The 21000-nt window shown below is 35.1% G+C and carries 15 protein-coding genes and 1 pseudogene; 5 read left to right on the top strand and 11 right to left on the bottom strand.

Going from position 1 to position 21000, the window contains the following annotated elements:
• Nucleotides 1-106: 106 nt before the first annotated feature.
• The 7 genes and pseudogenes from IPK14_27210 to aceB form a co-directional block, all read right to left on the bottom strand.
• Nucleotides 107-898 (bottom strand): annotated as a pseudogene (locus IPK14_27210) (SDR family oxidoreductase).
• Nucleotides 899-1018: 120 nt separating this feature from the next.
• Nucleotides 1019-4519 carry a hypothetical protein gene (locus IPK14_27205; GenBank protein MBK7996925.1) on the bottom strand — a complete coding sequence of 1167 codons (3501 nt, stop codon included), beginning with the start codon at nucleotides 4517-4519 and terminating at the stop codon, nucleotides 1019-1021.
• A gap of 30 nt (nucleotides 4520-4549) precedes the next feature.
• A complete protein-coding gene (locus tag IPK14_27200; protein ID MBK7996924.1) occupies nucleotides 4550-5137 on the bottom strand; it encodes a hypothetical protein in 588 nt (195 codons plus the stop codon).
• Between the two features lie 70 nt (nucleotides 5138-5207).
• Nucleotides 5208-6278 carry an alpha/beta fold hydrolase gene (locus IPK14_27195; GenBank protein MBK7996923.1) on the bottom strand — a complete coding sequence of 357 codons (1071 nt, stop codon included), beginning with the start codon at nucleotides 6276-6278 and terminating at the stop codon, nucleotides 5208-5210.
• 75 nt (nucleotides 6279-6353) lie between these two features.
• Nucleotides 6354-6926: a tetratricopeptide repeat protein gene (locus IPK14_27190; GenBank protein ID MBK7996922.1), complete on the bottom strand. Its 573-nt coding sequence runs from the start codon at nucleotides 6924-6926 to the stop codon at nucleotides 6354-6356.
• A 253-nt stretch (nucleotides 6927-7179) separates the two neighbouring features.
• A complete protein-coding gene (gene aceA, locus IPK14_27185) occupies nucleotides 7180-8502 on the bottom strand; it encodes an isocitrate lyase (protein MBK7996921.1) in 1323 nt (440 codons plus the stop codon).
• Between the two features lie 22 nt (nucleotides 8503-8524).
• Nucleotides 8525-10156, bottom strand: coding sequence for a malate synthase A (aceB, locus tag IPK14_27180; GenBank protein MBK7996920.1), 1632 nt, complete (start codon nucleotides 10154-10156; stop codon nucleotides 8525-8527).
• 399 nt (nucleotides 10157-10555) lie between these two features.
• Here aceB and IPK14_27175 point away from each other — a divergent pair, with 399 nt between their 5' ends.
• The 5 genes from IPK14_27175 (at nucleotide 10556) to IPK14_27155 (ending at nucleotide 16870) form a co-directional block, all read left to right on the top strand.
• Entirely contained in the window at nucleotides 10556-11056 is a 501-nt protein-coding gene (locus IPK14_27175) for a hypothetical protein (protein ID MBK7996919.1), read from the top strand.
• A 46-nt stretch (nucleotides 11057-11102) separates the two neighbouring features.
• Nucleotides 11103-12443, top strand: a complete 1341-nt coding sequence (locus IPK14_27170; protein MBK7996918.1) for a hypothetical protein — start codon at nucleotides 11103-11105, stop codon at nucleotides 12441-12443.
• A 282-nt stretch (nucleotides 12444-12725) separates the two neighbouring features.
• A complete protein-coding gene (locus IPK14_27165; GenBank protein MBK7996917.1) occupies nucleotides 12726-14159 on the top strand; it encodes an RDD family protein in 1434 nt (477 codons plus the stop codon).
• Nucleotides 14160-14169: 10 nt separating this feature from the next.
• Nucleotides 14170-15648 (top strand): NFACT family protein, encoded by a 1479-nt coding sequence (locus IPK14_27160; protein ID MBK7996916.1) that lies wholly within the window; start codon nucleotides 14170-14172, stop codon nucleotides 15646-15648.
• Between the two features lie 349 nt (nucleotides 15649-15997).
• A complete protein-coding gene (locus tag IPK14_27155; protein ID MBK7996915.1) occupies nucleotides 15998-16870 on the top strand; it encodes a hypothetical protein in 873 nt (290 codons plus the stop codon).
• A 10-nt stretch (nucleotides 16871-16880) separates the two neighbouring features.
• Here the strand turns inward: IPK14_27155 and IPK14_27150 are convergent, their stop codons facing one another.
• The 4 genes from IPK14_27150 to IPK14_27135 all read right to left on the bottom strand — a co-directional run bounded on the left by IPK14_27150 (nucleotide 16881) and on the right by IPK14_27135 (nucleotide 20838).
• Nucleotides 16881-17849, bottom strand: coding sequence for a polyprenyl synthetase family protein (locus IPK14_27150; protein MBK7996914.1), 969 nt, complete (start codon nucleotides 17847-17849; stop codon nucleotides 16881-16883).
• Nucleotides 17850-17863: 14 nt separating this feature from the next.
• Nucleotides 17864-18754 (bottom strand): phytoene/squalene synthase family protein, encoded by an 891-nt coding sequence (locus tag IPK14_27145; protein ID MBK7996913.1) that lies wholly within the window; start codon nucleotides 18752-18754, stop codon nucleotides 17864-17866.
• Nucleotides 18755-18768: 14 nt separating this feature from the next.
• Complete coding sequence (locus IPK14_27140) at nucleotides 18769-20154, bottom strand: FAD-dependent oxidoreductase (GenBank protein MBK7996912.1); 1386 nt, start codon at nucleotides 20152-20154, stop codon at nucleotides 18769-18771.
• A gap of 108 nt (nucleotides 20155-20262) precedes the next feature.
• The gene (locus tag IPK14_27135) at nucleotides 20263-20838 is read right to left on the bottom strand and encodes a hypothetical protein (protein MBK7996911.1); all 576 of its coding nucleotides are present in this window, start codon (nucleotides 20836-20838) and stop codon (nucleotides 20263-20265) included.
• Nucleotides 20839-21000 lie beyond the last annotated feature (162 nt).

The following is a 21000-nucleotide window of genomic DNA, read 5'->3' as shown; positions in this document are numbered from 1 at the left end:
AAAATTTATGCGAGGTTTAGTGCTGCTAGGCAAAATCCTAACAGCACTAAAAATTATTGTAGCTATAGTGGCTTTATTTTTAATAATTTGGTGGCTAGCAAAATAACTAAGCACTATAACCACCATCAATTAAAAAGTCTGTTGCAGTAACAAAACCGCTTGCATCCGACGCTAAGTAAAGAATAACTTGGGCGATTTCTTCAGATTGTGCAAATCTTTTAGTGGTATACCTTTTGCCATTGCGTCCCAAAAAACTTTATCATCAACACTTTTTCTTTAACTTTTTCCAAAAGTCTGTTGATTGCCAAATAGCCGTCATTACCCCGCCGGGTGAAACGCTGTTAACACGAATATTGCTATCATTTTGCGCACACTCTAAAGCAACAGATTTTGACAGCATTTGCACGGCTGTTTTACTAGCACAATAAGCACTTCCGCCTGGTATCGCTTTATGTCCAGCAGCAGAAGAAATATTAATGATGCTGCCACCCGTGCCTTTTTTCATTGCAATTACACCATATTTTGTACCAAGAAAAACTCCGTCCAAGTTAATAGACATTAACTTGCGCCAATCAGCAAAAGACATTTCATCACAATTATTAGTTATAGCAATTCCAGCATTATTAACTAAAATACTTAAGCTTCCCCAATTTGCCAAAATATCATTTGTAATAGTCTGCCAAGGCTCTTCTAAACTAACATCTTGCTCATAAGCCATTGACACACCGCCATTTGCTAAAATTTCATCTCTAGTTGCCTCAGCACTAGCTAGATTAATATCTGTAACAGCAACTTTTGCACCTTCTTGAGCCAATAAAATAGCTGTAGCCTTACCAATTCCTGAACCAGCACCAGTCACTAGAGCAACTTTTCCACCTACACGATTACTATTAGTCATAATTTCTACACCTTAAAATATAAATTTATAAAACAGTTAGATTTATCTAGCTTGATTTAATAGCTATATAGCCCACCAGCAAAAACTTATAGCAAATCTTAAACTTGCTACAAAAAAAACTTAAGTACAATGTCTATAAGTGCAAAAATAAAACCAGCTTTTATGTCTCCAACACCTGTTTTTGTTGAAAAGCTGGTATAAAACTAAAAAATTAAGTTTATTTTCTTGTGCCAAGGATTGAATCAATTGCAGCATCATTAAATCCTGCAACCCAATCATCAACCAACAAATTTTGTGCTTATCAAAATTAATATTTAAGACATTTTTTTCTAAATGTTGAAGGCGTGGATCTGTTTGATTTTCATAAAATTGAATATCTACTTTACCACCAAGAACTTGTGCAAGTGTTCTTTGCGCAGTGGATCCTTTTCCTTCTTTAGAGGCTTCTGAAGAAAGCCCACCAACTAAACGAAGTAGCCAAGTTTTTTCTGCTTCATCAGCTTGTTGAAAACGTGGCATTTGCATCAATTCATGAAAAATGCATGGGTCAGCTTCATATTTACGGACTAAGTTTATTACTACAGCTTGTTCCTTGGTAGAAAGCTGATCAAGCGCAACTTGACTTGAAACCTGTGCTACAACTGCTGCTGCATCTGGGAATGGGCTTTCATTATCGATAAACCAAGAATCTTGAAAAGGTTCTTCACTCTCAATATTTGGACTCTTACCAACCATCCCCAATAAAGTTTGACGTAGTTCTTCTGGTTTAACTACTTCATCATCATTTAATTTATCTTCTATCCATTTTACTAGATTGGTAAAAACTGGGTCAGTTTGATAAGTATTATAAAGATGAGCATAAACGCTTGAAGGTTGAGGACTTAGCAGTCCTGTAATAAATTGTCGCATCTGCTCTGGCTCAGGTTGTGCATTGGTACGGAAAAGAGTTTCTGTATAAGCTGAGCGATATTGATTAGCAAAAAATGCTATTGTCCCGCCCCAATTCATATTTGGACGTTCATGCAAGGCATGGTTAACTTCTGTAACAAAGACGGCTGCGGCTTCTCGCTCATTTTCTACCCATTTGGAATTAATAGAAACTCCACCACCTTGGTTATTGCTAATATATTTGCTGTCATTAAGAAACCCATCAAATTTAATATCATTATTAAACATTCGTTGTAGAGAGTTATAAAGCATCATTAATTGCTTAGGATTATCAGCAAATTGATGTAGCAAGGATGCAACCATTCTCATCAAATGGCCCTTTTCACGTGAGCTTTTATCTGGCGGAATTTCTGTATAACTATCAGACTGAGCAAATTTAAGTAACTGCTCAACATCAGCTTTAGGATGTTCTTTTAACGCGCTAGCTAGCAGACGTTTAGTTTTTTCATCTAACTTCTTAAAAGCAGGATTGTTATTAAGCTCATTAATTGCTTGATCTACACTTTTTGCAGCAACCGCAGTCATTCTAGTTGCAGCAGCACCAGCAAGTTTTCCATCCGTTGCAAGGCTACGTTGGACACTTGGATCAGCAATATTAAGCTTGATGTTATTTTCTTCAACAACATTTTTCTTACCGTCATTAGCTCGGTAAAGTCCTATGTTAACAGTTCCCTCTTGAACAAGCTCATCTAGGGGTATTTGCTGAGTTGTGCCGGGTGTTGCATCCAGTTTGCCAGCAGAAAGACCTGGCAATCTTAAACCTGAACCAGTAGTTCTAGCAGGTTGTCCAGTTTCGCCATTAACGTCTTTTGTTTCACCTTCTTTTAGTGTATTTACTGAAGCAACTAGTTTTAGTTCATTAGTTTTATCTGTTGGAGACGCTAAAACAAATTTAGCAGAAGGAGAAGCAGCATATTCAACTAGCTGTTTTGCATTAGCATCTGGAAATTGCTTCATTGTTTGGAAGATTTCCTGTTTTCCTACTTGTAAATCTTTGAAATCTGGTTGGGACATTAATGTTTGCCAAGTAGGATCTTGAGCTTGAACATTTGGGACAACTTTAACTAGATTTAAGAAAATATTGGCTAACTTGCTGCTATCGCCTTTCATTGCTTGATTAACAGCGTCGGCAACTTCTGGAGAACCAAGATTAAGTGCAAAACCTGTTGAATCACTTCGGCCCGGCTCATTTGATGGAGAACGATAAATTTGTAAGTCCATCATTCCGCTTGCTATATCATTTAAGACTTGAGCCATACGACCATCATTAGCACCACTCATTGGATTTTGCATAAGCGATCCAAGCATCTTAAGTGCTAGTGTTTTGTCATTTGTGCCTAATTTTTGAAAACTATTAGTTTCAGCAAATTGAATAAAGGTTTCGGCTGTTTCTAATGGTAAATCCGGCTGTGAGACAAAAACTTCAGCAATTGAATTTTGAATATTTGGCGGCAAAGTTGCGAAAGTAGGAAATTTTGTTGCAAGTGCCATTTTGACTTGTTCTTTGTCATTGGTTGCAAGTGAAGTTTGGCTATAGCTAGACTTGTCTTCAAACATAGAAACAGGCTTATTAACTATTGCTCCAAAAGGACTTTTAGCATTAGCTTGTGATAGCGCGTCTGTGTCTTGTGTAGATGTTTTTCCAACTCCAGGTTTTTCTGTTGGTAGACCTAAAGGATTAGGAGATGAGCTTGGAGGTTGTGGAGTTAATGGAGATTGAAAGCCCTGGGAAGAAAGTCCAGCAGGTCGGCCAAAAACAGGCGACTTTGGCATAGTGCTACTGTCGGCTGTGTTGTTTGGGGTGACTGGGGTGCTTTGGGTGGTTGTTGATGGTTTTAGCTGAGATGACAATATGCTTGATGTTAAAGATGATGCTAATTGATTAATATTTGTACCTAATGGAGATGGAAATTGTCTAGGTGTACCTTTTTGTACTCCGCTTGACAATTGATCTTGTCCAGCATTGTTATTTTGTCCAGGTGTTTTACCATCACTTGATACACCTGGATTAGATTGTCCGTCTTGAGTATTTCTTTGTAATCCAAATGTATTTGTTAGACCTTGACCATCACGAATTACACTTTGACCAGGTTGGGCTAAAGGATTTTGCTTTGGGCTTTGCCCTTGCCCGCGAAAAATGCTATCAGCCGTTGGAGTTTGTGAGTAACCTGGTTGACTTAAGTTATTGCCTTCTTTAGGGTTGCTAACTTGTTGCCCTTTATTAGTTGTTGGAAGTTTGACAAACCCATCTGACATCATCATATCAGGCTGTTCTGACACGCTGGCATCTTGATTTGTTTGGTCAGTAGGCTGATTTGTGGCTTTTGCAGGCTCGCCTTGAGGCTTAGATTGTTGCAAGCGTTGTGATAACTGGTCTTTAAGAGAGTTTGTATTAAAGCTACGACGTGGTTTTAAGTATCGAGCAGTTAGGTTTGACTCAACTTGGCTTTTATCCTTTTCCTTTGACCTACGCTTTTCTTCATCCGTGATAGCTTCGTCTTCCTTTTTGCCTAACTTAGACAAAATTGTCACCCCACCGCTACTAGTTTCTTCTGCCTCTGGTGCTGGAGCAGAAAAACTAGCATCTTGTGTCTCTGTTTGCTCAACAGTTTGTTGCTGTAAATCTAAAGGCTCATAGGATGGGATAAAACTTGGATTGGTAATGTCAACCATAACAACTCCTTAAACAATATAATATCTAATCTATTGTTGGCCGGCGCGAGCGTCCCGCAGTTCAATTACAACATCTTCTGTTAAACGCAACCGTCCACCTTCATAAATAAAAGCATTCCAACGCTTTAAGGTTTCTCGTCTAAAATTAAGTGTCCAAAAAACTACTTTGTAATCTTCCTCTAATCTTGTTAACTGTGCAGATAAATCCGTTAAACCGTAATAATACTCTAAAGCATGGCGACTGCTTGCAGAAAGTTCTTTTTTAACATCTGTAATAATCGTCATTAATGGCTCAGGTCGTTTATACATCAAAATAATGTTAACTAGCTGTTCCGCAGTTAAAGTAAAACGTCTTGAAGAAAGCAATCTTTTTAATAACAACTCTAACCCGTCAGGTGTAAAGGGTGAATAAACCTCACCCTCATAACATAAGTAATGATAGAAAATTCGTCCATGTCGGTCTTTGCGGAAAATATAGTAAATAGCAATACCTTCGGGCCAATCTGTTAATGCTACTGTCATTAACTCTAGGCACTCGCGTTTTATAGCAAGATGACGAACAATGTCATCAATTACTTCTTCTTGTTCACGTGTTAGGGTTGTTTCTGTTTCTGACATAAAAATGAATGCTGATTCAGTTTCAAAGTTTATTATCGGAGAAAATAAAAAGATTGTGCTTAAGTTTAACTTAAAAATCCGTTTCTTCTTTGTTTTCTTGTTCTAAGAGCTTAAAAAAGTCTAGTGCGCGGTTTTCTGCCCAGTAGCGGTCTTCTTCGTCTACTTCTCCGCGCAAAAAACCCATATGCCCACCATATTGTGGAGCAAGCAAAGATGTTGTAGCACTAAAGCTTGCTTTTTCAAACATTTGAAAAGGAATAAATGGGTCATCCTGAGCATGAATAACCAAAGTAGGGATTTTTATTTTATTTATTAGTCGTTTAGAGCTAGCTAAATGGTAATACTCTTCTACACTAGAAAAACCATTGCAAGGAGCAGTAAAAAGCTCTTCAAATCGACGCAGGGTAAAGGCTTTCCATTCTTTGCTAATATCATAGCGTGTAGGGTAATGTCTATGATAACGCCTTAAGCTACGATGTAAAACACGTAAGAAATTTGCTTGGAAAAAATAGTTTTTAGGATTATTTAGTGCTTTAGTGACCATTTCTAAATCTATTGGAGGAGAAATAGCACAAATTCCTTTTAGCTCTAAGGGAAATTCATTAGCATATTCCCCAGCTAATTTTAGCGACTGATTGCCTCCCATAGAAAAACCAAGTAAATAAATTGTTTGCAGTTTATCAACTGTAGTTAATTCTTTGATGATAGCTCGTAAGTCATCGCTTAAGCCTGGATGATAAGCACTTGGCGAAAGATAATGTGTGCCACCACCGCCACGTTGATTAACTCTTAGAACATTAAAACCCATTTTTGAGGCTTTAATTGCAGTACCAATCATATAATGTGTTTGGCTTGAACCTTCTAAGCCATGTGCCATAACAATAGTAGGTTTTTGAGTATAATTTTTTTGCCAATGACAATGTGCTAGAACTTTAGCTTCCTCATCTATTTGAAAAATACGTTCTTGAGTAGTTTCTGTGATCGATTTATCCCTAGGCCAAAAATGCCCAGCTAAAGTCATTAAGTGCGGTTGTTTATAGCGGGGATGAGGAAAAAAAGGTTTTTGTTGAGTTTGTAAGAAAATCTCTTTTAAGGTTGATTTAGATATGGAGCGTTTTTTTTCTAGTAAATCTTTTTTCATAACGTAAAGATGCCCAGCAATAAATCACTGGGCAGTTTTTCTATGCTTTTGATGACTTTATTTTTATAAACTCAATTAACCTAAATTACTTGGTTTATCATCATCAATCTCTTCATGCAAACTATTTATGTCAAAATCCGGGTCTAGTAGCCCTTGTTTTTCACATTCTTGTAAAAACTGATACATTCCCCAAACAAGCTGACGGGCGCGATTAGCAGAAGGATTTTCTTCTCTTGGATCCATAGAAATAGCTTTTTCAAAGTCCGCTGCTGCTTCCTCTAAACGAGAATTTACCAAAAATACTTCGCCACGATTAACATAAGCATCCAGGTTATTTGGGTCAAGTTCTAAGGATTTAGTCAAAGCTTCATAAGCTTCATCATATTTTTCTTGTTGAATAAAAATTGCTCCCGCAGCATTGTAGTAGCGAGAATCCTTATCATTAAGAGCAATCAAGCCTTCTAGGATAACCAAAGCGTCATCATAACGCTCTTCTTCATAGAGTGCATTAGCTAGAAGTGCCATATGATCTATATCTTCATTACTAAATTCAAAGAATTGTTGAAGGGTAAGTTCACCTTCAGCAGTTTTACGAATTAAATCAACTAGTTCTTGTTCAGTATTAACTTTTAAGATTGAATCTGTCATAAAATAGCGGCTCCGCAATTATTGAAGCTAAAATTTATTTATATTTAGAAATTTAATAGAAAAAGTTTTAGGACAAAACAAGCCAACCGTATAGCATTACAACTGTGTTGTCAAGAAAAAAACTGCGGTTAAGTTATATAAAAATACATATTAAAAATTTTTAGTATTTTCGCTTATATACAAAATCTCTAAAAACATAAAAGGCAAGACCTCATGGCCTTGCCTTTTGTAAAATAAAATTTATTTTGAGAATTTATTTTGCTGCTGCTTCTACAACTTCTGCATTGTCATGAAATTGTTCTTCTTCTGTAGAACCAACTAGGGCTAATGTTGAGGCTTCACCACCAGAAATAACTTGCGCAACTTCATCAAAATAGCCTGTGCCAACAAATTCTTGGTGTTTAGTTGCTGTATAACCATTAGCTTCACCAGCAAATTCATTAGCTTGAAACTCTGCATAGGCACTCATTCCTGTATCACGGTAGTTTCTAGCTAGCTCAAACATTGAGTAATTTAGAGCATGGAAACCTGCTAGGGTAATAAATTGGAATTTATAACCCATTGCACCTAATTCTTTTTGGAATTTAGCAATGGTCGCATTGTCTAGCTTTAGTTTCCAGTTAAAGGAAGGTGAACAGTTATAAGCTAATAATTTTCCAGGGAATTTTTCATGAATGCTTTCAGCAAATCTTCTAGCTTCTTCAACATTAGGTGAAGAGGTTTCACACCAAATCATATCAGCATAAGGAGCGTAAGCTAGGCCACGAGCAATTGCAGCATCCAAACCGCCACGCATACGATAGAAACCTTCTGCGGTGCGCTCACCTGTTAAGAATTTTTGGTCGCGTGGGTCTATATCGCTAGTAATTAAATGTGCGCCATTAGCATCAGTTCTAGCAACTACTATTGTAGGAACACCTAAAACATCACTAGCCAAACGTGCTGCCATTAATTTTTGGATAAATTCCGTAGTTGGAACTAGGACTTTGCCGCCCATATGACCACATTTTTTAGCAGACGCTAATTGATCTTCCCAGTGTACTCCCGAAGCACCAGCTTCAATCATCCCTTTCATTAGTTCAAAAGCATTTAATGAGCCACCAAAACCAGCTTCAGCATCAGCAACAATTGGAGCAAACCAGTAAACATCATCTTTTCCTTTAGAATGTTGAATTTGATCGGCTCTTGTTAAGGAATTATTAATTTTACGTACTACATTTGGAACGCTATCAGCAGGATAAAGGCTTTGGTCTGGATACATTTGGCCCGCATTATTAGCATCTGCTGCAACTTGCCAACCACTAAGATAAATAGCTTTTAAGCCTGCTCGGACTTGTTGGACGGCTTGATTACCAGTTAATGCACCTAATGCAGCTACATAATCTTCTGAATGGAGTAAATCCCACAGCTTCTTAGATCCTACTTCTGCCAAAGTATAATTAATTCTCATAGAACCACGTAGCCGAACAACATCACTAGCACTATAAGTTCTGGTAATGCCCTTCCAACGTGGATCGGTTTTCCAAGTTTGTTCTAATAAATTAGCTTCTTGTTTAAGTTTATCTAAATTACTCATAAAAAATGCCCTTTCATAATTTCTATATAAATTCGTAAGCAGGTAAAGTAAGAAAATCTACAAACTCATCATTTGTAGCAATTTTTTGGAAAATTTCCCCTGCTAGGCTATATTTGCCAGCAGAAAAATTTTCCTCTCCAACAGAAGTTTTTATTTTTTCTAATTCATCGGCCAAAATTTGTTTAACTAAATCTTTTGTAATTGGTTGTCCATCGTCTAACTTGGCAGAATGTTTAACCCATTGCCAAACTTGTGCGCGTGAGATTTCTGCTGTTGCAGCATCTTCCATTAAGTTATAAAGCGGGACACATCCTAAGCCTTTTAGCCAGGATTCTAAATAAAGCATTCCAACATTAATATTTGTTCTTAATCCTGATAAAGTAATGCTGCCTGTAGGAACGGTTAATAAATCTTTTGCAACTATCTCAACGTCGTCTCTTGATCGTTCAATTTGATTAGGTGTAGTCATTAAGCTAAATTCTTCCATAGCAATAGCGACTAATCCAGGATGAGCAACCCAGGTTCCATCATGTCCATTGGTGACTTCTCGTTTTTTATCTGCACGAACTTTTCCAATTGCAATGTTGTTTGCTTCTTCATTATTTTTTATTGGGATTTGTGCAGCCATACCGCCCATCGCATGGACTCGACGACGATGACAAGTTTTAATTAGCAATAAAGAATAGCTACGGAGGAAATGCGTTGTCATAGTCACTAACGCACGATCAGGTAAGATAAAATCTGGGTGATTACGGAATTTCTTTATAAAGCTAAAAATATAGTCCCAACGTCCACAATTAAGCCCAGCAGAATGTTCTTTTAGCTCGTATAAAATTTCATCCATTTCAAAAGCAGCCAAAATTGTCTCAATTAAAACAGTAGCTTTAATTGTACCTTGAGCAATGGAAAGAGAGTCTTGAGCCATTATAAAAATATCATTCCAAAGTCTTGCTTCTAAATGACTTTCCATTTTAGGAAGATAAAAATAAGGGCCGCTGCCTTGAGCTATTAAATTTTTAGCGTTGTGGTAGAAAAATAGCCAAAAATCAAACATTGAAGCAGAAATTTGTTTGCCATCAATCAAAACATTCTTTTCCAAAAGATTCCAACCTCTAGGACGCACCATTAAAACTGCTCTATTTTGATTTAATTTATATTGTTTTCCTTCTGGGCTTTTGTAAGTAATAGCCCCACTAATAGCATCTCTTAAATTAATTTGCCCTTGAATTGTTGCATCCCAGGTTGGCGAGTGTGAATCTTCAAAATCAGCCATAAAGACTTTAGCACCAGAATTTAAGGCATTGATGATCATTTTTCTATCTACTGGGCCAGTAATTTCAACTCGTCGATCTTGTAGGTCGTTGGGAAGTGGTGCAACTTGCCAATCGCTAGAGCGTATTGCAGCAGTTTCAGCAAGAAAATCAGGCATTTTTCCATTGTCTAGCTCAATTTGTCTAGCTGATCGATTGGCTAAAAGTTCTTCTCGTTTATTAGAAAAATTTCTTACTAATTTAGCTACAAACTTAAGGGCTTCAGGAGTAAGAATTTCGGCAAACTCTGTGCTAACAGGTGCTAGAACTGCAATTTTTTCTTCTTGCAATAGTTGATTTAACTCTTTTTGTTTATCTGTTTGGGTTTGACTATCTTGTCCCATAGGTTTAGATACACCTTTCCTTTCAACAAATTGCAAGGTTATAAAATTTTGTATGGAGTGATCGACCTAATATAAGCAAAACGAAATTTCTCGTCAAGCGAATTTTCGCTGAAATTATAGTTTTTGCTGGAAATTATTCCGCTATTTCCATAAAGTACTTTTTAGGCTATAAATGAGAAGAAGTTAAACAGATAAATACTTATAATAACTTACGAATCTAAGAAAGATGTTTATTATAGTAAAATATTATATATTATTATTTTACTTTACTAACCTCATTATTTTCTAGTATTAAAGAAAGATAAATTAGTTAAACTAAAATTCCTCATAACTAACTTGAAAGCCTAAAGCTAGACTGTTACTCTAACATTAATTTTATAAAGCTGAAGGATATTTTATATGGGTAAACTTAGTATATTTATCGCAGTGCTTTTTCTGAGTGTTAGTATTTGTATTGCACAAATTAACTTTGATAAGCCAAAAGAAAAAGGTTTATTACCAAATCCTTACACAGCTACTTCGCCTAGAGATGTAGTAGTAGAAGCAACCATAGCAATGTTGAAAGATATGAATATTGATTTAGATACAGAGAAATCTAAAAAAGAGGAAGGCATCTTGGTAGCAAAGCCAGTCATCTTTACCAGAGGCACACTTACAGTTAGCCAACTAGAGCATTTTTCCAGTTGTCCGGCAATTGAATCTCGTAATTGGTCGCGCGGTCGTCATACACTACAAATGGTTATAGAACCATTAGATCCATCGCGTTCAAAAATAAGCGTTAGTGCTAAAATTGAAGGCGAAAGGCAAACAATGACAGGTAGCACTTGGGTTGTATGTGAATCAAAAGGTATTTGGGAAAATTTAATTTTAGAAAGTTTAGTCAAACGTATTGACTACTAAGTTTAAGACATTAGATTTTTAGAACCTAACTTAGGATTAAAAAGTTATGAAAGAAAACCCTAAACATAGCGAAACAAAAGCTCTTAAAAGTAGTAAAACCACTGGTAATTTAGAACAAGTCCCTTCTGCTAAAAAACGCTCTCTCAACACTGACTTGTTAGCTACATCTCTTACTGACAAATTAGATAAAAACGCTGAAATAGTAGAACAAGCTGCTAGTTTATCAGACACAACCCCCTTAAGCCTAGCTTCTCAATCTATACTATCAAATCAGACTGCAAGTTTAGCAAGTATAGCAAATGTAGCAAATAGTGAAAAAACCCCAGCTAATGCAACAATTAAGTTAGCATCAGAAAATATAAATAAAATAAGCCCAACAGAAACTACTGCAAAAACCTCAGATAAAGTAGTGCAAGAAATTCTTAAAGAAGTTGCTAAAGAAGTTGCTAAAGAAACAGAAGTTAACCCTGCCATTGAACCACTCAAAACAGAGGTTAAAAAAGCAGATCCAGCACCTATTCAACAAGCAGTTAACAAAATAGAAGCTTCAGAAAATAATAAAAATAATGAGTTTCTAACAAACAAAATTACCGAGCAAGCAAAAGCATCTTCTTGGGCAGAAAAACCCATAGAGTTAGCCAAAGCATCTGACACCAAAAAGGTAGATTTAGAAAGCTCTACTCTTCAAACTCAAGCTATTGAAGATCTTATTTTAGAAAATTCTCAATCAGCTAATAAACCCATTGAAATGCCACTTTTTAATAGCATTAACCAATTTTCTGACCCTGTTCCAGAAGTTAAGACCAAGGCTGCTAGGGTTAAATCCCTTATTTTGTGGACATTACCTATTTTTGTTTTGTTTGGGGTTTTCGTTGGTATAGTTTATTCTGTTCCAAACCTACGTAATATAATTGGAGAAAAGTTACCTCCATATATTTCTGTTAAGCTGGGATTAGTTAAGAAAGTAGTGCCATTAGTTTCAATGCAAGAATACCGTTACTCTGTTAATCCAACAGAGAATACAGTTACTTTTAGTGGGGTAGTTACTAATCTTTCTCAAGAGCCTATAAATCAAGTACAGCTAGAATTTTTACTTACTAAGCGTGGAGATGTACGTTTAACAGATAAAAAGGTAGTTACATTGGAACCAGCACAACTTGCACCAAAACAAGAAGCAAAGTATGAATTTACGGTTTCGGCTAAAGATTATCAAGAATCAAAGTTTGTACGCATGTTTGATATTAATAAAGAAGAACTAAAAGTTAAACCTCAAAAAATTGCTGATCTACCTTTAACAGACCCAAGCCAAGCACCAAATTTGGCACCTTTACCAAATAATAAACCTAAGGCACCAGATAATAATATCTATGAAGGATCTGTGAATTAAAATTACTAGTGAGTTTTTACAGTGATCAGCCTAACCAGATCAGAAAGTTAAAAGCTAGCTTTCTGATCTTTTTTAATTTTCCACTTTAACTGTTATGTATCAACTATATATAGATTATATCCTTATAGATACAACTTTTAATTGTATAAGAAGGTTGATCTTGACAAAAGCTTTTGTTATAGTTTGCTCATCTTAGAGACTCATATAAATTCACCAAGTATTCAAAAAATCTGCCCAAAAAATAAAAATATTAGATTCTGAGGGGTCAATCTAAATATAGTCATGAAGTGTATTAAATGTGCTAAAGAACAAAGCGAAAAAGCTAGCGTTTGCCCATATTGTGGGTTTAGATTTCCAAAGGAACTTAAAGAAGCAAAAGAAATCAAAGAAACTTCTTTAGAACGTTCTACTTTAATTGAATTTCCTTTAGCAGCAAACAAACCGGCTGATAAAACTAAGCAGCAAGCTGCTAACCCCAATAATAATTGGCGTGCTGAACTAAGTGCTAAAGTGCGAGAAGTAAAAGAGCGTCGCAATATGCAAGAAGCTCGTGGGCGGTTGCAAGCAGAACTAGAAGCCGCAGCCCAACGCTATCAACAAACTAACCCCCCAATAAATAACACTGGCTTAGCTATTAATAGCATTAGTACCAGTATTGATAGTATTAATGCTAATATTGATTCTGAAGATCGCACTAGTAATCCAGTAGTTGAAGCAGCACTTAAAAGGGTTCAACGTGCTTCTGAAATAGCTGTAAAACGTCAACAATATATAGGTGCAGCAGCAGCAATAGCAGCAAGTAAAACCGTAAATAGTCCTTCAACACTCCCTCAACCACAACAAATTGCTAAAGCCAAATCTACTGCTTTACCAGAAGCACATAATCTTAGTTCTTTAGCTGTTAGCCCTACACCTAACATAGAAGTGGATAATTCTCCAATTATTAAACCAGATGTTGAAATAATAACTACAATTCCAAGTGTAAAAGCTAAGATTACTTCTGCTGTAGTTAAAACCGTAGCTACATCAGCAAAAACCGTTTCTACCCCAACAGTAGGAGCAACAGCCGTAGCACCTGTAATAATAGAAGAAATTGTAGAAACTCCTGTTTTACTGCCTATAACTGATGAAATAGAAATTCCACAAGTTAATGCACAAGAAGCCGAATCAGTTTTAGAAAGTTTGCTAGAACAGCCAATAGAGCAACCCAAACAACCATCTGTAAGAGTAATTAGGGAGTCTGAATCAGGCCCAAATTACTTAGATGAATTAATAGCAGTTTGTGAACAAAACCGAACTCTTTCAAGCGAAAGACCTAATAAATCACAACGCTTAATTGCTGCAACAATAGACCTTTTTATTATTTTGTTAGTCAGTGCAATGTTTTGGGCAACTAGCTATACGTTAGGAGTCGATTTCTCCGATCAAAGAATAATATATATTTTGTCAGGTACTAGCTTTTTTACTGGCTTAATCTATTTAACCATGATGGTATTTGTTGCGGCTCGCACCTTTGGCATGATGTTTGTAGGCACAAGAGTTGTAAATAGCAACACTTTTGAATCACCTTCTTTTATTCAATCTCTACTTCGTGCAGCTAGCTATTTTGTTTCTGTAGCTTTAGTAGGTCTAGGCTTTGTTTGGATGTTTTTAGACCCTGAACAACGCACTTTGCACGATATTGTTTCTAGTACTTTAGTAGTACGTGATTATTAAAACTTAAACTATGGCACTGGAAAATTATCTCTTAGATCAGATTGTACTTGAAGCAGTGCCATTAGTTACAAATCAGTTAGTTGGCCGAATATATGAACCTTCGGCAATGGAATTTCTAGTAAATCTACGTCGCTCAGATAACTTAAGCCTTTATTTTTCTTTACTTCCAAATCGTCCTGCATTTTTTCTAACCTATAAACTTAAAAATTTAGCAACAGAACATTCTGCCAGCCATTTAACTAACTTTATGCGTAAGTATTTTACTGGTGCAACATTAACTGAACTAGTAAAAGAAACTGATGAACGCCGTATTAGAATTAACTTTTCTAATTTTGATATTACAGGAAAAGCAATAACTTTAACCTTACTACTAGATTTAATGGGACGCGGTGCTAATGCTCATCTTTTTGTAGACAATGCTTATTTAGCTAGTTTACGGGAAGTTCCAGAGCATATAAATATTTCTTTACTGCCTTTAGAAAAAAACTTACTACCTGCTAAGGAGTTAACAGAAAGCCAATTTAATGAATTACTTAAAACTACTAAATTACCAGAACTAGCAAGCAAATTAAGTGGATTTTCCCCTACTCTAGTAAAAGAGCTTATTTTTCGTTCTGCAAACCAACCACCATTTGAAGCATTAAAATCTATTCTAAAAGAATTATCTGAACCAAAACAGGCGCGTATTTATGCTTTAGAATCTCTAAGTAAATTATCTATTGGAAAAGTAGATATTCGTAAGAACTTAATTTTAACTTATTTAGATTTAGCAATAGCTAAAAACTTGGTTCCAACAAAGTTTTTATCCCTTAATGAGGCAACTGAACACTATTTTAATTTACTTGCAAAATTAACAGTTTTTCAAAATCGGTTTAATAGCTTAAAAGCTAAAGCCAAATCAGCCATTACTAAATTAGAATCTTTAACTAAAAAACTCCACAACGAAGAAAAAGAGTTTTCTCAAGCTGAAGAGTATAAACGTTTAGGAGAGCTAATTTTAGCTAATCTAGGTACTTTACATAAAGAAAATAACAAGCTCTTTTTAATAGATTATTTTGACCCAGAACAAAAAGAAATAAGTTTATCTATTACAGAAAATAAATCTCCAAAACAGCTAGCAGAAGATTACTTTAAGCAATATCAACGTGCTAAACGAGGTCAACAAGCTGTAGCTAAACGTCTAGCTGAGACAGAAAAGGAGCTAGCTAAGCAAGAAAATTTACTTAGTAGAATACTAGCTGCTGAAACAGAACTAGACTTAGACAATATAGAAAAACCTGCTGACAGTAAAGTAACTAAGAAAACGGACGTTAAAAAACAATCCACCCTACCAAGTGGGCTACGCTGCTATTTATCTTCTGATGGTTATGAAATTCTTGTTGGACGCAATGATAAAGGCAACGAGCAACTAACTTTTCAACTAGCTAAACCTTTGGATATTTGGCTTCATACAGCTGATTATCCAGGTTCTCATCTTATTAATCCGTAACCCACAGCGTAGCATAATACCAAGCCGGACAATTTATGAGGGCAGCCGCATTAGCAGCATTTTTTCTAAAGCAAAAGAAGAAAATTTAGCAGCCGTAAGATATACAGAGAAAAAAAAATGTTACTCGTCCCAGAAAAGCTAAAGCTGGAATGGCACTTCTTACAGACTTCAAGACCATAATGGTTAAGCCTCAAGAAGCAGGCCAACGTCTTTTGGAATAATTTGCCGAAAATTCGCTTTTATTAAAATTTTGCATTTGAATTATTTTTAACAATTCGCTATAGTTCGCCTACTAAATTAATAAAAATCTTTAATTTTAACTCTAAATTATTCTTAAATATCAATACTTATGAGATCTAGCAGTCAAGATTCTGCTCTTGTTCCTCACCTTTGGTTAAATAACCCTGTTGCAGCCGGTACATCTGCTTATTACCCTGCTATAATGATTGAGTGTAAATTAACATTTCGTAGTCTAAGAGCTACTTATCACCATAGCGAAGAACGTATTTACACAGCCTGGTATCCAGAAAATGACTTGCCTATAAACTGGGATGAGCCAATAATTAGTTTAGCCCCAGGAACTAAATTTTCTAGTATTCCACTTTCAGACTTACCCAAACAAACTGGAAACTTTTTATTTACTGCTAGTCGTTTGGCGGAAATGCAAGATGAGTTAATCAGTAGCTTAGTACGAAAAGAAAAATTTTCTTTACTCTATAACCCTGTTTTCAAAATTTACTCAACACCAGGACAAACACGCGATGAGTTTTTAGATAAGGTTTCAGAAATTGCTTTAACAGAAATGGAACCTGAACTAAGAGATTTAATGCGCAAAGTAGAATTAAAATTAGAACAAGTTAGAGAATCCCAAGAGCGCAAAGGTCGTAAAGACCCCTTACCTGAACCAAATTTACTAAAAAATATTGAACAACGCTCAGAAATATTTACTAGTAAAACTCGCTTAACTTCTATGTTCCTTAATAGTGCTAAACGTGCATTAAAGCCTAAAATATCTCGCGGTAGTGTAGATACTTCCTTAGATAAAATTAATTTTGAATTAAATGAAACTTTAAGGCATATTGAACAGGAAGCAAACGAAGAAGTTAACCAACTATGGGAAATTTTTCTGGAACGTAGTCAGCAATGCGATAAATTTGATATTGGGCTTCAACATCAAAATATTCAAGTGCTAAGGCGTGCAATTCTTTGGTTAGCTTACTAACTTAAACTCTTTATTTATCAGTGTTTTGGGCTACAATATTTTGAAAACGCCGACTAAGATAATAAGTAAATATAATTAGGCCAGTAAATTTATCAGGATATTGTTTTGTAGAAAAATTACCTCTGATAATACTACGAGCTTGCTCAAGTTTTTCCTCTATAGAAATTACAGCTTGGTCTAAAGAAAGATAAGCATCATTAAGACGGTCATTTTTTTTATCTATTTCAACATCTTTGCCAAGTAAAATTGAGTCTCCAATAAAATCTAGTAAATCATCTACTTGTTGATAGGCATCCCCTATATATTCAGCAAATTGGCTAAGAGCTATTTGCTGTTCTTCATTAGCATCAGCTAAAATTGCTCCACTTAAAAGAGAAAACTTAATCAAAGGCATAGTTTTTAAGTTACGAAGTGCTAGCAATTTAGCATCGGTTGTTTCATTTCTAACACTTTGTTTAGCACAAAGGTCAAACCACTGCCCACAAATTAATCCATTTGTTCCAATTGTCTGCATTAAATTTATTACTAAAGCATTAGATTGCTTAAAAGAAGTTAAAGAATTTGCTACTAAAATTACTAATTCAATACCTTTTAATAGCAAAGCTAATGCAACCAAAATAGCTTTATCTTCGCCAATTTCTAAGTGTAAAGCTTTAGTCCCGTGTCTTAGCGTAGCATTATCCATACAAGGTAAATCATCAAAAATTAAAGAGCTACAATGTATTAATTCTATGGCAACAGCAACTTCAAGCATCAAATCTATTTGGTAATTTTCATTAGAGCTAATTGTCTGCCAGCCCATTATAGTTAAAAAAGGTCTAGTACGTTTTCCTCCATCAAAAACAGCAGATCTAATAGCTTTTTGCCAAATAGGATCGGAAATATTAGGAAAGCTAGGAAGTATTTCCTCCAACTTTTTTTCAATTATAGGCGACCAATCTTTTATTAAAAGTTCAAAATCTAAGGCACTTTTAGACATGTCTTTATAATGTTTTAGGCAAATTTAATTTGGCGTGTTACCCAAATATTAGGCAAATATAATAACTTAGCTGATAAACTTAGACTAGCACGACGCGAAAACACATCATAATTGTTACTCTCTATTTTAGATAGTATTGCTCCATAAAGTCTACTAGCAGCTAGCACTGTAAAACGACTATCAGGACTAAGTAATTTAATACCTAGTTCAGCTTCTTGATAAAAGCTATAAGCACGCTGAATTTGAAATTTCATTAAGGCAATAAAATTTTTATTAATTCTTTTAGCCTTTAGGTCTGATTCTAAATAATTAAACTTATTTAGCTCATCTGTAGGTAAATAAATCCTTCCTATTTCTAAATCTTCTCCAACGTCTCGCAAAATATTAGTTAACTGCATAGCAATTCCTAAACTTTCCGCTCTAGGTAAAGCACTAGCGTCACTATAGCCAAAAACCTCTGATGCCATAAGCCCCACGGTTGCAGCAACTCTATAGCAATAAAGGCGAAGTTCATCAAAATTCTTAAATGGTTGTGGTTCCAAATCCATTCTTACACCAGCAATTAAGTCTAAAAAATGTTGTTTATTGACCAAATAAGAATCTAGTACAACTCTCATAGCTACTAAAATAGGTTCTTTTACAGTTTTATTACTATATAAAATATCTAGTTTTTCTTGCCATTCATCTAACAAACGGTGAGTTATAAGCTTATTTTCTGGGGCGGATTCATCAACTATGTCATCTAATGTACGACAAAGTGCATAAATAGCAAACATTGCTATTCTTTTATGATAAGGAAGAAAATGACTACAAAAATAAAAGCTTTTTGCATGATGGCGAACAATTTTTTCACAATATTCAAAAGCTTCTTTGGCAGCAACAAAAGAATCTCTACTCATTAACATTTACCTGGATCATACTAAGATTTTACCGCTGCTTTTGAGTTTAATTGTTTACTAGTAGCTTGCTCAATAGCTTTTGCAGCTAAGTTTCCGCTACTAACAGCACCTTCCATACTGTCATAGAAACGCTGTTGTGTATAACCACCAGCTAAAAATAAATTCCCTATTGGTGTAGTTTGTGTGGGGCGTAATTTATCAACACCTGGCTTAGGCCAATAAACTGATCTTGGGATTCTTACCACAGTTGATTTAATTACTTTAGCATTTGTTGATAACTTTGGAAAATAGCTTTTAATATTAGCAAAAACTTCTGCAACAATTTTTTTGTCATCCCAATCCCAAATTTGACGAGCCGGAGCAACAACTGCTTCAATTCTAGATTTTCCCTGACAAGAATAATCTTTAGTAGTATTGCCAAGATCAGCATAAACAGGAATAATTCCATCTGGAGAAAAAAGTATATTGTCTATACCTGTAACTTGTTGATTAAACCAAAGTTGTGTAGTAATTACTGGAACTCCTTCAAATTCATAGAGATTACTAAAAAATTTTTCTTCCTTAACTCTACTGGGCAAAATTGCTTGTAATTTATGTATAGGTAAAGCTAATAGATAATAATCTGCCTTTAACACTTCCCCGCTTTTTAGTACTGCACCTGTAATTTTATTTGACCCTAGATTAAGTTTTTCTACTGGACTATTTAAGTAAATTGTTCCACCTTTATCAGTAATATATTTAGCTAAAGGGCCGGTTAATTTTTCTGCTGGTGAACCGCTTAAAAAGCCCATTTTAGATGCTGTAGGTGTACGTAAAAAAGTACCAGAAACATCTAAAACTATTTTTGCAGAAAGTTCTTCTGGAGGTAAAAACTTTAATGCTAAAGACATAGGTAAAAACATTTTCTTTAACATCTTTTCACTTATGCCAAACTCCCTATGCCATTGACTATAAGTTTTGCTATCTTGGCTACGAAAATAATTATCTGTCCCAAAAAGCATTGGTTGTAAAGCTTTAGCTAAAGAAAGTTTTTCTAACCAATTAAAATATCGGTTTTGAAATACTGCTGGCAGTAAATGAAATGGGCTGGGCAAGGAAGTAGTGCGAAATTCAAAGCGTTCTACCTCATCCAAAGTATAAGTTAAAACATGTTCTTTCCAAATAATTTGATTGTAAACATTTAGCTCTTTCATTAACTCATAAATTTCTTCATAAGCACCAAAGAAAACATGTAATCCACTTTCCACCCAGTCGCCGTCCGAGTCTTGCCAAGCAGAAACCTTTCCACCTAAAAGCTTTCTTCCTTCATAAAGCTGCACTTGATAACCTGAATCTAAAAGCCTTTTTGCTGCTGTTAATCCTGCAAGCCCACCGCCAATAATTATTACCGAATTATTTTTACTCATAAAATTTTGTGTTTCCATTAAAAGGCAAAACTACAAAATTGATTTAACTATACATATAGCTATGTTTTATATTTGTCTAAATATTGTCTAATATTTTTAATATTTTGTCTAAAATATTTGCCGATAAAATAAAAAATGCAGGTCGTAGAAACCTGCATTTTTATCAATAAATTTATTTTTTGCAAGAGCTAGAAAGCTTGTAATTTTTAAAGTAATAAAGTCTGCTGTAACCCATTGACGACTACTGTCAAATTCATCCAAAGTCATTACAATTACATAAGTACCTTTAGGAGGAGGTGCATACTGTACACTAACAGCAACATTGCTTCTAGTAAAACCACCTTGTAGGGGTTCCATACTATAACGCCCTAATACATAACCATTTATAGTTCCACCATTATAAGCTTCTTTTGTTGCCCAAACGCTGACTCGTAAACTGCCAGTTTTACTCTTAGCTGCTCTTTTATTAACTATTTTATCTACTTTCATATCAATATATTTACCTGTAACAGCATAAGAACCTACTCCAACAAAATTAATCCCTGTATTGCCTTGTGCAGAAACTGCTGCTTGAATAGCAATTAGCATTACCAAAGTTGTTAAGCCAGCAATAATGGGGCGACTTGATGAAACAATAAAAATTTTTATTGTTTGCATATTAATAGCAAAATTGACTTTATTCATAAAATTTCCTTTCTTGTTCAAGGCATTGAAAATAAAATACTAAATCAAAGCTTAAAATCTTTGTTGGTTAACCAACTAGGCAACAACTAGTAATGGCTTGTGTCTAAAGTTTAGACAAACTAAAATGTTATTGTTTTGAATAAATAATTTAGTAAATATTAC

Source organism: Blastocatellia bacterium (genome assembly GCA_016713405.1).
GTDB lineage: Bacteria > Acidobacteriota > Blastocatellia > Chloracidobacteriales > JADJPF01 > JADJPF01.
Note: the sequence above shows the minus strand (reverse complement) of the source record. Positions and strands in the feature narration are given on the sequence as shown.

What these genes read in the sequence shown, in the direction of transcription:
- IPK14_27205 (MBK7996925.1), bottom strand. Translation starts at nt 4,519, where the DNA reads ATGGTTGACATTACCAATCCAAGTTTTATCCCATCCTATGAGCCTTTA.
- IPK14_27200 (MBK7996924.1), bottom strand. Translation starts at nt 5,137, where the DNA reads ATGTCAGAAACAGAAACAACCCTAACACGTGAACAAGAAGAAGTAATT.
- IPK14_27195 (MBK7996923.1), bottom strand. Translation starts at nt 6,278, where the DNA reads ATGAAAAAAGATTTACTAGAAAAAAAACGCTCCATATCTAAATCAACC.
- IPK14_27190 (MBK7996922.1), bottom strand. Translation starts at nt 6,926, where the DNA reads ATGACAGATTCAATCTTAAAAGTTAATACTGAACAAGAACTAGTTGAT.
- aceA (MBK7996921.1), bottom strand. Translation starts at nt 8,502, where the DNA reads ATGAGTAATTTAGATAAACTTAAACAAGAAGCTAATTTATTAGAACAA.
- aceB (MBK7996920.1), bottom strand. Translation starts at nt 10,156, where the DNA reads ATGGGACAAGATAGTCAAACCCAAACAGATAAACAAAAAGAGTTAAAT.
- IPK14_27175 (MBK7996919.1), top strand. Translation starts at nt 10,556, where the DNA reads ATGGGTAAACTTAGTATATTTATCGCAGTGCTTTTTCTGAGTGTTAGT.
- IPK14_27170 (MBK7996918.1), top strand. Translation starts at nt 11,103, where the DNA reads ATGAAAGAAAACCCTAAACATAGCGAAACAAAAGCTCTTAAAAGTAGT.
- IPK14_27165 (MBK7996917.1), top strand. Translation starts at nt 12,726, where the DNA reads ATGAAGTGTATTAAATGTGCTAAAGAACAAAGCGAAAAAGCTAGCGTT.
- IPK14_27160 (MBK7996916.1), top strand. Translation starts at nt 14,170, where the DNA reads ATGGCACTGGAAAATTATCTCTTAGATCAGATTGTACTTGAAGCAGTG.
- IPK14_27155 (MBK7996915.1), top strand. Translation starts at nt 15,998, where the DNA reads ATGAGATCTAGCAGTCAAGATTCTGCTCTTGTTCCTCACCTTTGGTTA.
- IPK14_27150 (MBK7996914.1), bottom strand. Translation starts at nt 17,849, where the DNA reads ATGTCTAAAAGTGCCTTAGATTTTGAACTTTTAATAAAAGATTGGTCG.
- IPK14_27145 (MBK7996913.1), bottom strand. Translation starts at nt 18,754, where the DNA reads ATGTTAATGAGTAGAGATTCTTTTGTTGCTGCCAAAGAAGCTTTTGAA.
- IPK14_27140 (MBK7996912.1), bottom strand. Translation starts at nt 20,154, where the DNA reads ATGAGTAAAAATAATTCGGTAATAATTATTGGCGGTGGGCTTGCAGGA.
- IPK14_27135 (MBK7996911.1), bottom strand. Translation starts at nt 20,838, where the DNA reads ATGAATAAAGTCAATTTTGCTATTAATATGCAAACAATAAAAATTTTT.